Origin of the sequence: Neisseria zoodegmatis (assembly GCF_900187305.1) — a bacterium.
GTDB lineage: Bacteria > Pseudomonadota > Gammaproteobacteria > Burkholderiales > Neisseriaceae > Neisseria > Neisseria zoodegmatis.
This window is the reverse complement of sequence record NZ_LT906434.1, coordinates 2,179,023-2,191,966: the sequence shown is the minus strand read 5'-3', so window position 1 is coordinate 2,191,966 and position 12,944 is coordinate 2,179,023. Positions and strand designations below refer to the sequence as shown.

Below are 12,944 nucleotides of genomic sequence, written 5' to 3'. Positions count from 1 at the left end.
GCCGTTAATATGATACTATAGCGGCCGACATAACTGTCAAAACCATGCCGGACAGAACGAAGCTTCTGTCCGGCAAAACTTTTCCATTATAACAATAAGGAATCATTTACCATGAAATCAAACGTTACGCTCACCATCATTGCTGCATGGATACTCTCAGCTTGCGGAAGCAGCGGCCAAAAAGCGCCTGTTGCCGTGCCCAATCCGCAACTGGAGGCTCCCGGCGCAAATAGAGAATCGGCTGATAAAGCTCAAGATTCGGACGGACAAAATTCTTCTAAAGAAGGATCTCAACCCAAAGAAGAGCCAAAACAGGAACCTAAGCAAGAACCTAAGCAAGAACCCAAGCAAGAATCCAAAAAAGAACCCAAACAAGAACCCAAACAAGAACCCAAGCAAGAGCCCAAACAAGAACTTGCGCCTGAATTGCCGAAAACCGACAATTCCAAGCCTCAAGCAGAAGCCCGTCCTTCGGATCAGGAAGTATTCTCCCGTTTAAGCCCGTATGCCAAAGGTAGTTTGATAACAGACGGTTTCTTTAAAATGATATTCAATGAAGGCTCGAAAAAAATCGAACTCGACATTATTCAGCCTCATCATTTCACCGGCCAACCCCAAATAGAAACATTGCGCGATCTGGAGGGGGCATTGGTCGGCTACTACGGTTATGCCCGCGTGGCCGAACAGAGACTGGACGATAACCGTGAACAGTATGCGGTTGATCACCATTACTTTATGCAGTATGCCGATCCGACTTTGATGAAGCGTCCGGTAGGGCTTGAAAACATTACCTACAACGGCAAAATGCTGTATCAATACAAAGCTTACCCTAACAAGCCTTCTGAGGCGGATGTCGAGGCCGTGTATTACGGTAAGGATAAAACGTTGAGCATGACCATTACTTCGCGTGAAGACGGTGTGTGGAAGCTGCATCAAGGCAGAACGCCCAAAAGCCCTGCTTTTGTGAATGTGGATGAGCGCGGTAGCGTAGCCGGAAATCTGATGTTTTTGAGTAACGAAAGCACGAAAGTGGTGCCCGACGGACATTTTATCGGCGGCTTATACGGCAAAAACGGCAGCGTATTAACCGGTTACACCTCTTCTGAAGAGAGAGATAAAGAGTGGCAGGGTGCGGTAGGCGCAACAGCCGTTGCCAAACCTGCGCCTTAAGTGCAGCCTTTCAGAGAGTGAAGCCGATTATCGGTAAACCATGATGCAGGCCGTCTGAAATTCGTTTTCAGACGGCCTGTTTATTGATTGGCTTTAAAAGCGGTATGCCGGCAGGATTCTTTCTATCATTGCCTGCAATATCCTGATAATATAAACACATAATATGACATGTGAAGAGGTATGTGATGAGTTGGTTGGTTTTGCTGGTGTTGATAGGCGTGCTGGTGGTGCTGCCGATCGTGATTTACAACCGTTTGGTGCGTGCGCGTAATGAATACCGCAATGCGTTTGCACAAATCCAAGTGCAGCTCAAGCGCAGGCATGATTTGATTCCGAATCTGGTGGAAAGCACGCGGGCTTATTTGGAGCATGAAAGCCAAACGCTTGAAGCCGTGATTCAGGCGCGCAATCATGCGGCGGGGTTGTTGGAATCGGCTGCCGTCGGCAGGGCAGATGAAAACACGGTGGATATTCTTTCATTGGCGGCGGGCGAACATCAGTTGAGCGCCGCTTTGCGCCAGTTGAGCGTGACGGTGGAGGCATATCCCGAGTTACAGGCCAACCGTTCGGTGCAAGCGTTAACCGAAGAGTTGGCCGGTGCGGAAAACCGTGTAGCGTTTGCGCGCCAAGCCTATAACGATGCAGTGCTGGCCTACAATAACGCCCGCGAAACCTTCCCGGCATCGTTGTTGGCCGATTTTTTCGGACACCGGCACAACGCGGCCATGCTGCAATTTGACGACCATGCGGTAATCAGCCGTGCGCCGCAGATTGAATTGCGCCGTTGAGCAGCCTGATTATGCGTTTCCGTCAATATCAGAAAGACGCCCGCCGCATCAGCAGCGGGCTTTTGTGCCTGTATGCTTTGGCCGTGATGTCGGTGGCCGGCTTGACTGCTTATGTTACCGCGCTTATCTGTTCGTTCTACATCGTGCCGCCTTCCGAAGGCTCCGGCATCGGGTACAGCAAAACCATTTTTATTGTGGTGTTTGCAGCCATCTCGGCGGTTATCATAGGTGCGGGATGGGTGCGTTTGCGCCAGCTTTCGGCAGGCGGCCATGTGGTTGCCGAAGCTTTGGGCGGCATGCGGATAACGCGCGGCAAAGCGGGTTTGGCCGAACGGCGTTTGCTGAATGTGGTGGAAGAAATGGCCATTGCTTCGGGCGTGCGTATGCCTAAGGTGTATGTGCTGCCCGATTTGAGCCTGAATGCTTTTGCGGCAGGCATGAGCGAGAATGATGCCGTTATCGGCATCACACGCGGTGCGGTTCAAGGTTTCGACCGCAATGAGTTGCAGGCGGTAGTGGCGCATGAATTCAGCCATATTCTTAACGGCGATATGCGCCGCAATATGCAGTTGTGCGGCTGCCTGTACGGTTTGCAGATGATAACCAGCCTCGGCCATTTTTTTATGCACGGCGATACCGGGTCTTCGTTGCGCAGCGGCGAAAGCCGCGGCCTGCCGACCATGTTTTTGGGTGTAGTGTTGCTGTGTTTGGGCTTTGTGGGTTCGTTGGCCGCAAGCTGGATTCAGGCGGCCATCAGCAGGCAGCGTGAGTTTTTGGCAGACGCTTCCGCCGTTCAGTTTACGCGCCAAAGCGACGGCTTGGCTTCGGCTTTATATAAAGTGGCGGTGGCGCCGAACAGACGGTTTAGCTCTCCTTTTGCGGCTGAATACGCGCACTTTATGTTTGAAGGCGTGCATGAGGCCGATATTTTCGACAAGCTGGCGGCGACGCATCCCGATATTTATCTGCGGATTGAGCGGTTGAGTCCTTTTAAGGCGCGGCGTTGGAAAAATGAAATCCGCGAAGCGCAATCTGTCAGCACCGATTTCTTTTACGTTACTTCTTCTTTTGCTTCTTTTTCAGACGGCCAAACCGATTTTTCGGCTGCGGAGGCGGAATATGATCAAGCGCGCCTCAACCGGCAAACCGCCGATGCCATCCGCGCATACGATCTTGAAGCGGCAGGGCGGGTGGCAGAGTTGTTGCGCATTGCACCGAGGCATTGGTTGAGTGCGGAAGGCGACGGCGAACGCCTGTTTGTTGTCTTAACCGCCTTGTTTCTGCCGCAGGCCGTAGAGCGGATTGCCCAAATTTGGGAAACGGCGTTTCCGTTGCGCGCGGCGTTTTATCGGCGCTTGCGCCAACATCCGCTGCCTCAGCCGCTGCACCGCGCTTTGCTCGAATACCTGCTGCCCTCGGCTGCTGCTTTGACCGAACAGGAAAGGCAGAGCCTGAAAAACGACTTATACAGCCTCGTTCAAAACGAAACGCTGCAACCGTCTGCCGCGCTGTTATGGCTGGAGGCTGCCGCATGGCTGGAATGGTTTAAGCAGCCGAAGCATGAAAACGACTACAATATTCACACCGCCGCCACACAAGCCGTGCAGGCGTGGGCTGCAGAGGGAGGCCGTCTGAATCATTTGGCTGCCCGCGAACTGCCGCAAACCTTGCACAGGATAGCGGGCTTGGAGCGCCGCGAACGCTCGCAGATTGGTGAACATTGCCGCCGTATCTTGGCTGAAAACGGTGCGGCAGATTGGTCTGAGCAGGCGTGGACTGTGGTGAAGATATATTGCCGTTGACTCGGTGCGTTTTTTGATTTTGCCGACATGCAGCGGCTTTCTCTTTGGTATGCCATTGCTTTGCCGCCTGACCCGTTTGGGCAGAAAGCTATCCATGTGTAGATTTCGTAGCAGCTTGTTTTAAAAAGACATCAGGCCGTCTGAAAACAATTGCTGAGTATGCACATGATGGTTTTTGCCTGATATATCGCCGTATAAATTTCAGACGGCCTTTAGCCGCTTCCGCCTTTGGTTTAGAATACAGACTTTGTTTCAACCGATACCCGTAACGTGAAAATACTGATACTCGGCAGCGGGCAGGTAGGTTCTACCGTCGCCCAAAATCTTGCTTCCATGCCCGGCAACGATGTCACCATTATCGATATAGACGAAAATGCCCTGCACAACATCGGCAGCCGTTTGGACGTTCAAACCATGCTCGGCAACGGCGCATCGCCTTTGGTGTTGAAGCGCGCCGGAGCCGCCGACGCCGATTTGATGCTGGCGCTGACCCGCAGCGACGAAACCAATATCGTCGCCTGTAAATTGGCCGCCGACCTGTTTAATATTCCCGGCCGCATCGCCCGCGTGCGCTCTACCGACTATTTGGAATACGGCGCGCCCGGCGACGAAGAAGAAGGCAACAGCCTGTCTATATTCGACATCACCGAATCCATCAGCCCCGAGCAGCTGGTCACCGAGCGTTTGGTCGGATTGATCAGCTACACCAGTGCCTTGCAGGTGCTGCGTTTCGCCGACGATAAAGCGCGCATGGTGATTGTGCAGGCGCGCAAAGGCGGTTTGCTGGTGAATAAAGAGATCTCCCAAATCAACCGGCATCTCCCCGAAGGCGTGGACTGTCAAATCTGCGCCATCTACCGCAACAACCATCTCATCGTGCCGTCTGCCAAAACCGTGATTATCGAAGGCGACGAAGTATTTTTCGTAGCGGCAACCGAAGACGTGGCCGCCATCATGCGTGAGCTGCGGCCGAAAGAGCAGCAAAACCGCCGCATCATGATTGCCGGCGGCGGCAACATCGGCTACCGTTTGGCCAAGCAGCTTGAAACCCAATACGACATCAAAATCATCGAATTTAACCAGCACCGCGCCGAATGGTTGGCCGAACATCTCGACAACACCTTAGTGCTGCAAGGCTCCGCTTCCGACGAAACGCTGCTCGAAGCCGAATATATCGACGAAATCGACGTATTCTGCGCGCTGACCAACGACGACGAAAACAACATCATGTCGAGCCTGCTCGCCAAAAACCTCGGTGCCAAGCGCGTGATCACGATTGTGAACCGCTCCAGCTATGTGGACTTGCTCGAAGGCAACAAGATTGACATTGTCGTGTCGCCACACCTGATTACCATCGGCTCGATTTTGGCGCACATCCGCCGCGGCGACGTGGTGGCGGTGCATCCGCTGCGGCGCGGTACGGCCGAAGCCATCGAAGTGGTGGTACACGGCGACAAACACACTTCCGCGCTGGTAGGCCGCCGTGTTTCCGAAGTGAAATGGCCGCCGGGCTGCCATTTCGCCGCTTTGGTGCGCGACGACGAAGTGATTATGGGGCACAAAGAAGATGCAGTAATGGCCGACGGCGATCACATTATTTTCTTCGTATCCCGCCGCCGCGTATTGCGCGAGTTGGAAAAGCTGATTGAAGTGAAAATGGGCTTCTTCGGCTGACGGTAATGCGGTTGCCGCATGAGGCCGTCTGAAAACTTTGGCCGTGTGTTGTGAACATTTTTTCAGACGGCCTCAATATATCTGCAAGTGTATGCAGCGGCGCATTCCGTATTGCGTCAATATCAATAAAAGTACCAACACTCAAGAGGCCGATGATGAACCCTATCCGCGTCAAAATCTGCGGCATTACCCGACCCGAAGACGCACTCGCCGCCGCGCAGGCAGGTGCAGATGCTATCGGTTTGGTGTTTTACGGCAGGAGCAAACGTTGCGTTACGGTGGCTCAAGCCCGCGAAATTGTGTGCGTGCTGCCGCCGTTTGTGAGCGTGGTGGCCTTGTTTGTCAACGAAGATGCCGCGCGTATTCACGATATTTTGGGGCAGGTGCCGGTGGATGTGATCCAGTTTCACGGTGATGAAGACGATGCCTTTTGCGTGCAGTTCAGACGGCCTTACCTGAAAGCCGTGCGTGTGCAGAGCGCGGAAGATATTCAGACGGCCTGCACGCAGTTTCCCAACGCCCGCGCCTTGTTGTTTGATGCGTATCATCCGACCGAATACGGCGGCACGGGGCAGCAGTTTGATTGGACGCTGCTGCCGAAACAGCTCGATAAACCGTGGGTTTTGGCAGGCGGACTCACGCCGGAGAATGTAGCCGAAGCCGTGCGTATCAGCGGCGCGGCGGCAGTGGATGTGTCCGGCGGGGTGGAAGTTTCGGGCGGCATCAAAGACAGTGCCAAAATTGCCGCTTTTGTGGCGGCGGCCCGGTCGTAACAGCCGTTGCGTTTTTAAGTAAGTTAATCTGTGAGGCCGTCTGAAAACGGCTTTGCAGTTTTTCAGACGGCCTCATATTTCAAGCCGCTTGATTTTAGATTTTTACAGATGCAGGCACAGAGCCACAGTTTGCGATGCAGATTGTGCCGCATAGTTTGGCAGACAACCCAAGCGCCATTTTTTAGGAACCTTTATGCAAAACTACTCATTTCCCAACGAACAAGGCTTTTTCGGCGAACACGGCGGCGTGTACGTTTCCGAAACCCTGATTCCCGCACTGCAAGAATTGGCCGCAGCCTACCGCGAAGCCAAAAACGATCCGGCCTTTTGGGAAGCTTTCCGCCACGATTTGAAACATTACGTCGGCCGTCCCAGCCCGGTTTACCATGCCGCGCGTTTGAGTGAAAAACTCGGCGGGGCGCAAATCTGGCTCAAGCGCGAAGACCTCAACCACACCGGTGCGCATAAAGTGAACAACACCATCGGTCAGGCCTTGCTGGCCAAGCGCATGGGCAAAAAACGCGTGATTGCCGAAACCGGCGCGGGGCAGCACGGCGTGGCGAGTGCCACGGTGGCCGCGCGTTTCGGTATGGAGTGCCACGTTTACATGGGCGCGGATGACATCCAACGCCAAGCGCCGAACGTGTTCCGCATGAAGTTGCTGGGCGCCAATGTGGTGGGCGTGGACAGCGGCAGCCGCACGTTGAAAGACGCTATGAACGAAGCCATGCGAGAGTGGGTGGCGCGGGTGGACGATACGTTCTACATCATCGGCACCGCCGCCGGCCCCGCGCCTTATCCCGAAATGGTGCGCGATTTCCAATGCGTGATCGGCAACGAAGCCAAAGAGCAGATGCAGGAAGCCATCGGCCGCCAGCCCGATGTGGCCGTGGCCTGCGTGGGCGGCGGCTCCAATGCCATCGGTTTGTTCCACCCGTATATCGGCGAAGAAAACGTGCGTTTGGTCGGCGTGGAAGCGGGCGGTAAAGGCGTGGATACAGACGAACATGCCGCGCCGATTACCAGCAAAGCCCCGATCGGCGTGTTGCACGGTTTCCGCAGCTACCTGATGCAGGACGAGCACGGCCAAATTGTCGGCACCCATTCCGTATCCGCCGGTTTGGACTACCCGGGCATCGGCCCAGAGCACAGCCATCTGGCCGACATCGGCCGCGTCGAATACCATGCCGCCAACGACGATGCTGCACTGGAAGCCTTTGATTTGCTGTGCCGATACGAAGGCATTATCCCCGCGCTGGAAAGCAGCCACGCGCTGGCGTGGGCGGTGGCCGAAGCGCCGAAAATGGGCAAAGACCAAGTGATTTTGGTGAATTTGTCCGGCCGCGGCGATAAGGACATCAATACCGTAGCGAAGTTGAAAGGTATTGAGTTGTAATTAAAAAGCGGGTTGAGGCCGTCTGAACATGCCGTCTGAAAACGGTTCGCCGCCCGCCCGAATCCATGATGATTTTTATATTGAGTGTAACGACATGATATTTTCCCAAGCCGCAGAGCAATTATCCACCGTGCGCGATATTTTGCGCTTTGCCGTCAGCCGTTTTAACGAAGCCGGCCTGCATTTCGGCCACGGCAGCGACAATGCCCACGATGAAGCAGCTTACCTGATTCTGCATACCTTAAACCTGCCGCTCGACATACTCGACCCGTATCTCGATGCCAAGCTGCTCGACAGCGAAAAAGAAGAAGTGTTGGGCTTGATTGAAAAGCGCGTGGTCGAGCGTTTGCCCGTGGCCTATCTGACCAATCAGGCGTGGCAGGGCGATTTTGATTTTTATGTGGACGAGCGCGTGATTGTGCCGCGTTCCTTTATTTACGAACTGCTGGGCGAGCCGTTGGCGCCGTGGATCGAGCACGACGAATTGGTTCACCGCGCTTTGGATTTGTGCACGGGCAGCGGCTGCTTGGCGATTCAGATGGCCTACCATTACCCCGATGCCGAAATCGACGCGGTGGATTTGAGTTTGGACGCTTTGGAAGTCGCGGCCATCAACGTGGAAGACTACGGCTTGGAAGAGCGCATCAATCTGATTCACACCGATTTGTTTGAAGGCTTGGAAGGCACTTACGATTTAATCGTGTCGAACCCGCCTTATGTCGATGCCGAATCGGTGGAAGCGCTGCCCGAAGAATACCTGCACGAGCCGGAGCTGGCGTTGGGCAGCGGTTCAGACGGCCTGGATGCAACCCGCGAGATTATTCTTAACGCGGCGAAGTTTTTGAATCCGAAGGGTGTGCTGCTGGTGGAAATCGGCCACAACCGCGACGTGCTGGAAGCGGCGTATCCCGAACTGCCGTTCACTTGGCTGGAAACCAGCGGCGGCGACGGCTTCGTGTTCTTGCTGACGCGTGAACAGCTGTTGGGCGAAGAGTGATTGATGTTTGGTTGGCACTATTAATATGATGTAAAAAGAGGCCGTCTGAAAACGAGTTATGCGAGTTTTCAGACGGCCTTATGCTATGAACCCGTTTCACGCTTTAAAACGACAAGCCGGAAGCGCCCGACGTCTGTCGGTATTGACGGTAGCGGTCGGCCAGATCGTACAGAATCATCGCGGTCAGCCCCCAAATGTCGTAATGCAGATAAGGCAGGGCGGGGGTGTCGATGCGGCGGCCGTTGTGCGTGAGCGTGCGGTTTTGATAAGAACGGGTGTCCAAGGCGAGAGGTAACGGCAGGTAGAAAATTTCTTCCACCTCCGCTGCGTTCGGAAAGGTGGGCGGATTGCCGGTGCAAAGCGCGGGTACGGGCGACACCACATAGCCCGAAGGCGTGTAGTAAGGTTGGAAGTGCGGAAAGGTTTGCCAATGCTCGGCGCCGATGCCGGTTTCTTCCGCCGTTTCGCGCAGCGCCGTGTGGGTGAGGCTGGTGTCGGTTGCGTCTTTTCTGCCGCCGGCCAGCGCAATTTGCCCCGCATGTTCGGGCAGGGCGGCATTGCGGCGGGTAAGCAGAATCTGCCATCGGCTGTCGCGGCACACCATACCCAGCAAAACGGCGGCTTCGCGGGTGGCGGTCGGAGCGAACAGGGCATTGCGCCTCTTGGCCGCATCGGCGGGATAGCGTGCCGCTTGTTGTAAAAAACCGGCAAGTTCGGTGTAGGTCATGTGTGTACCTGCTTGTTGTGTTCAGACGGCCTGTGTGCCAAGCCGAACGCTTTACATATGTAATGATGATTTATGCAATATCAACAAAGCTTCATGCTTGTGATAAAGTATCGCACATCCGTTTTTCAGGATACAGGCCGTCTGAAAATAATGCGCCTGCTCCTGCACATATCGAAGGAAAGTTTTATGTTTTTGGGAAAAAACCGCATACGTTTCGCTGCACTCGCCGTGATGGCTGTGTTTGCCGGTCAGGCTTATGCTCAGACCGAGGCGGCGAAGCAGCCGAAACATTCGGTGAAATCTGTGGTGGCGAGCAAAAGCCAATATACGCCTGAAGAGCGCGCTTTGGAATACGAACGCCGCTCCGGTATAGTTGAACGCGCCAACAATCTGTTTACGCTGCTGGGCGGCGAGATGGCGATTCAGAAAGGTGATCCGGGCACAGCATTGGCGACTTACATCGTGATGCTCAACCGCACCAAAGATCCTGTTGTGGCCGAACGTGCGGTAGAAATGGCCGTTTCTTTGCGCGCCTACCAGCAGGCAGGGCAGATTTATCAAAAATGGCGCGAAATCGAACCTGTGCCGAGCGACGCCCAAAAACGCATGGCTTGGACGCTCGACTTAATCAACGGCAAATCGGAAGCCGTTGCCAAAGGTTTGGGAAGCGTGCTTGAGCGCGCCAATGAAGAGCAGGCACGCCGCATCTTCTTGCTCTTGGCGCAAATGAGCCTGCAACAGGCGGGATTGGCCGACAAAGCCGGTAAAGAAATCCACAAAGCCGCCCAAAAATATGCGTCTATGCCCGAAGCGGCGATTGCCGATCTGATTTTAAGCGCCCAAAGAGGCCGCGAGCGCGATGCCGTTCAGGCGTTGCAGAATTTGGCCAAGTTGGATACCAATATCCTGCCGCCCACCGAAATTACTTTGCGTTTGGTAGCGCAACACAGCCCCAAAGTGTTGCAGCGTTTTTTTGCCGAAACCGATACCAGCAAACTTTCGCCGGTATGGCAGGAGTTGGAAATCAGCGGCCTGATTGCCGACGGCAAACACGACAAAGCCTATCAGCGCCTGCAAACTTTGTTGAACGAAAGCCCCAATGCCGATTTGTATATTCAGGCGGCCATTTTGTCGATCACGCGTGAAGACGATATTGCGGTGGTCGGCAATTATCTCGACAAAGCCTACCGTATCGGCACCAGTGAGCAGAAGAGTAGGGCGGCGGTGATCGGTGCCATGCGTTATGCCGACATCAAAGATTTCAAGCAAGCCAAAGCTTGGGTGGAGCGCATTACTTCTCCCGAGTTCAATTTCGACAAAGCCGTTTTGAAAGCCTCTATCGAAGCTGAGCAGGGCAACGGCCGAACCGCTTTGGCAGAAGCCCGCCGCGCACAAAAACTGCCTGAAAAACAAGGGCGTTTTTTCGGTATGAGTGATATCCAGCGTGTTTATCTGTTTGCATTGAGCAAGCACAACAGCCCGCAGGAAGCGATAGCGGAGCTGAATGCTCTGGCCGCTGATGCCGAAAAGCAGCCCGACGGTAAAGAGCGTTTGTCTGACATCCTTTACCAGCGCGCCATGCTGTATGCGGATAAGCTCAACCGCCCGGAAAAAGCCGTGGCTGATTTGCGCCGTTATTTGGAATTAAACCCCGACAGCGCAGCAGGTATGAATGCACTCGGCTATACCATGTTTTCCCTGCCGCAATACGACTTGGAAGAGGCGTTTAAACTCATTCAGGCAGCCTACCAGCAAGAGCCTGAATCGGCAGCCATCAACGACAGCTTGGGCTGGGCGTATTATTTGAAAGGCGATGCGCAAGCCGCGTTGCCGTATCTTGAGTACGCCTTCGAGCAGTTCCCCGATCCCGAGGTGGCCGCGCATTTGGGCGAAGTGTTTTGGAAACTCGGCCAGCACGAAAGAGCCAAAACAGTTTGGTCGCAAGGTTTGAGTAAAGACAACACCAATAGCGTGTTGAAAAAAACCCTGCAAAGATTGGGCGTGAAGCTGCCCGTCAAAGCCAAGAAAAAATGATGTAAGAGGCCGTCTGAAACCGATGTTTCAGACGGCCTTTATGTCAGATGATTTGCGGCATATTCCATACAGGCCGTCTGAATTTTCAACCCCGTAGGTATCTTATGAAATACACCCGTTTCAAATCGATATTACCCCTCGTCGCAGCCTCGCTTATCTTGGCATCGTGCGCCCAATACCAAACGGCCGGCAAAGAGAGCTGGCGTGCACAGTCCGACATTCCCGATTTTACCGCCGACGGGCGTTTGGCCGTCAAAATGAACGAAAAAGGCTCCTATGCCAATTTTGACTGGACTTATCAAAACCAAGTCCAAACAATTGATGTCAACACCCCGCTGGGCAATACCATCGGCCAACTTTGCCAAGACCAACAAGGCGTGCTGGCCGTAGACAGCAAAGGAAAAAAATATCAAGCAGCCACCCCGCAGCAATTAAGCGAGCAACTATTAGGCTTCGCCCTGCCCGTACAATATCTGCATGTGTGGGCCAACGGCCAATGGGTTGCCAACGCACCGTACCAACTGTTGCCCGACGGGCGTTTGCAGCAATTTGAATGGACGATTACCCGTTCTCTCAATACAGACGGCACGCCGAAAATCCTGTTGCTGGAAAGTTCCAAACTGACCTTAAGGCTGGTGTTCGACCAAATGACGCTTACGCGCGACACTCATGCCGCCAGCCAATGTGCAGCAAGATGATTCAGGCAGTGAAGGAATAACATGAGCCAAACAGCCATTCCGGATCATGCCCAAGCATATCCTGCGCCCGCCAAACTGAATTTGGATTTGCGTATTACCGGACGTAGGGAAGACGGATATCACAATCTGGAAACCATTTTCTGCTTGATTGATTTGCAGGACACGGTTTATCTCGCCCCGCGCAACGACGGGCAAATCATTTTACATACCCCTTTGCCGGATGTGCCTCCCGAAGCAGATTTGACCTGTCGTGCCGCAGCCGCATTGCAGCCTTTTTCAGACGGCCTTCAAGGTGTGGATATCTGGCTGGAAAAACGCATTCCGATGGGCGGCGGTTTAGGCGGCGGAAGTTCCGATGCAGCTACTGTTTTGATCGCGTTAAACCGGTTGTGGGGTTGCGGCTTATCTACTCAGGAATTAATCGGCATAGGCGTTAAACTTGGGGCGGATGTACCGTTTTTTATTTTTGGACGCAATGCGTTTGCAAAAGGCATAGGCGAGCAGCTCACACAGATTGATCTTCCGCAACAATGGTTTGTTGTAGTGAAGCCGCCTGTTCACGTCAGCACGGTTGTGATTTTTTCAAACGAGCACTTGACACGTGATTCCGAACCCAGCATAATGCCGACTTTCCAATCGCTGCAGCCTTTTAGAAATGATATGCAAGCGGTTGTATTTCAGGAATATCCCGAAGTAAGTAAGGCTCATAAAATGCTTGAAAAAATAGGCAAGCCCTTAATGACTGGTTCCGGAGCTTGTTTATTTTTGGCTTTCGATAATGAGCAAGAAGCATTAGCCGCTTTGCAGGAAATTCCAAAATGCTATGAATCATATTGTGTGAAAAGTCTCGATATTCACCCGTTATTTGTAGCTAAAAGTTGATTG

Annotated in this window: 11 protein-coding genes; 10 read left to right on the top strand and 1 reads right to left on the bottom strand. The window is 53.7% G+C overall.

All coding sequences use genetic code 11. From position 1 onward, the window contains the following. The first annotated feature begins 111 nt into the window (after positions 1-111). From CKV66_RS10290 to prmB, 7 genes are all read left to right on the top strand, one after another. The gene (locus tag CKV66_RS10290; protein WP_085362816.1) at positions 112-1,170 is read left to right on the top strand and encodes a hypothetical protein; all 1,059 of its coding nucleotides are present in this window, start codon (positions 112-114) and stop codon (positions 1,168-1,170) included. A 185-nt stretch (positions 1,171-1,355) separates the two neighbouring features. After that, positions 1,356-1,958 carry a LemA family protein gene (locus CKV66_RS10285; RefSeq protein ID WP_085362817.1) on the top strand — a complete coding sequence of 201 codons (603 nt, stop codon included), beginning with the start codon at positions 1,356-1,358 and terminating at the stop codon, positions 1,956-1,958. A gap of 11 nt (positions 1,959-1,969) precedes the next feature. Next, positions 1,970-3,760, top strand: a complete 1,791-nt coding sequence (locus CKV66_RS10280; RefSeq protein WP_085362818.1) for a M48 family metalloprotease — start codon at positions 1,970-1,972, stop codon at positions 3,758-3,760. Positions 3,761-4,030: 270 nt separating this feature from the next. After that, the gene (trkA, locus tag CKV66_RS10275; RefSeq protein WP_085362819.1) at positions 4,031-5,434 is read left to right on the top strand and encodes a Trk system potassium transporter TrkA; all 1,404 of its coding nucleotides are present in this window, start codon (positions 4,031-4,033) and stop codon (positions 5,432-5,434) included. Positions 5,435-5,589: 155 nt separating this feature from the next. Continuing rightward, positions 5,590-6,207 carry a phosphoribosylanthranilate isomerase gene (locus CKV66_RS10270; RefSeq protein ID WP_085362820.1) on the top strand — a complete coding sequence of 206 codons (618 nt, stop codon included), beginning with the start codon at positions 5,590-5,592 and terminating at the stop codon, positions 6,205-6,207. Between the two features lie 193 nt (positions 6,208-6,400). After that, positions 6,401-7,603 (top strand): tryptophan synthase subunit beta, encoded by a 1,203-nt coding sequence (gene trpB / locus CKV66_RS10265; RefSeq protein WP_085362821.1) that lies wholly within the window; start codon positions 6,401-6,403, stop codon positions 7,601-7,603. Between the two features lie 97 nt (positions 7,604-7,700). Beyond that, positions 7,701-8,600, top strand: coding sequence for a 50S ribosomal protein L3 N(5)-glutamine methyltransferase (prmB, locus tag CKV66_RS10260; RefSeq protein WP_085362910.1), 900 nt, complete (start codon positions 7,701-7,703; stop codon positions 8,598-8,600). A gap of 103 nt (positions 8,601-8,703) precedes the next feature. Here the strand turns inward: prmB and CKV66_RS10255 are convergent, their stop codons facing one another. Then, complete coding sequence (locus CKV66_RS10255; protein ID WP_085362822.1) at positions 8,704-9,327, bottom strand: NUDIX hydrolase; 624 nt, start codon at positions 9,325-9,327, stop codon at positions 8,704-8,706. Between the two features lie 186 nt (positions 9,328-9,513). Between CKV66_RS10255 and CKV66_RS10250 the strand changes: the two genes are divergently transcribed. The 3 genes from CKV66_RS10250 to ispE all read left to right on the top strand — a co-directional run bounded on the left by CKV66_RS10250 (position 9,514) and on the right by ispE (position 12,941). Continuing rightward, complete coding sequence (locus CKV66_RS10250) at positions 9,514-11,361, top strand: tetratricopeptide repeat protein (protein ID WP_085362823.1); 1,848 nt, start codon at positions 9,514-9,516, stop codon at positions 11,359-11,361. Between the two features lie 104 nt (positions 11,362-11,465). Beyond that, positions 11,466-12,059 (top strand): lipoprotein insertase outer membrane protein LolB, encoded by a 594-nt coding sequence (gene lolB / locus CKV66_RS10245; protein WP_085362824.1) that lies wholly within the window; start codon positions 11,466-11,468, stop codon positions 12,057-12,059. Between the two features lie 21 nt (positions 12,060-12,080). Then, a complete protein-coding gene (gene ispE / locus CKV66_RS10240; RefSeq protein ID WP_085362825.1) occupies positions 12,081-12,941 on the top strand; it encodes a 4-(cytidine 5'-diphospho)-2-C-methyl-D-erythritol kinase in 861 nt (286 codons plus the stop codon). The last annotated feature ends 3 nt before the right edge of the window (positions 12,942-12,944 follow it).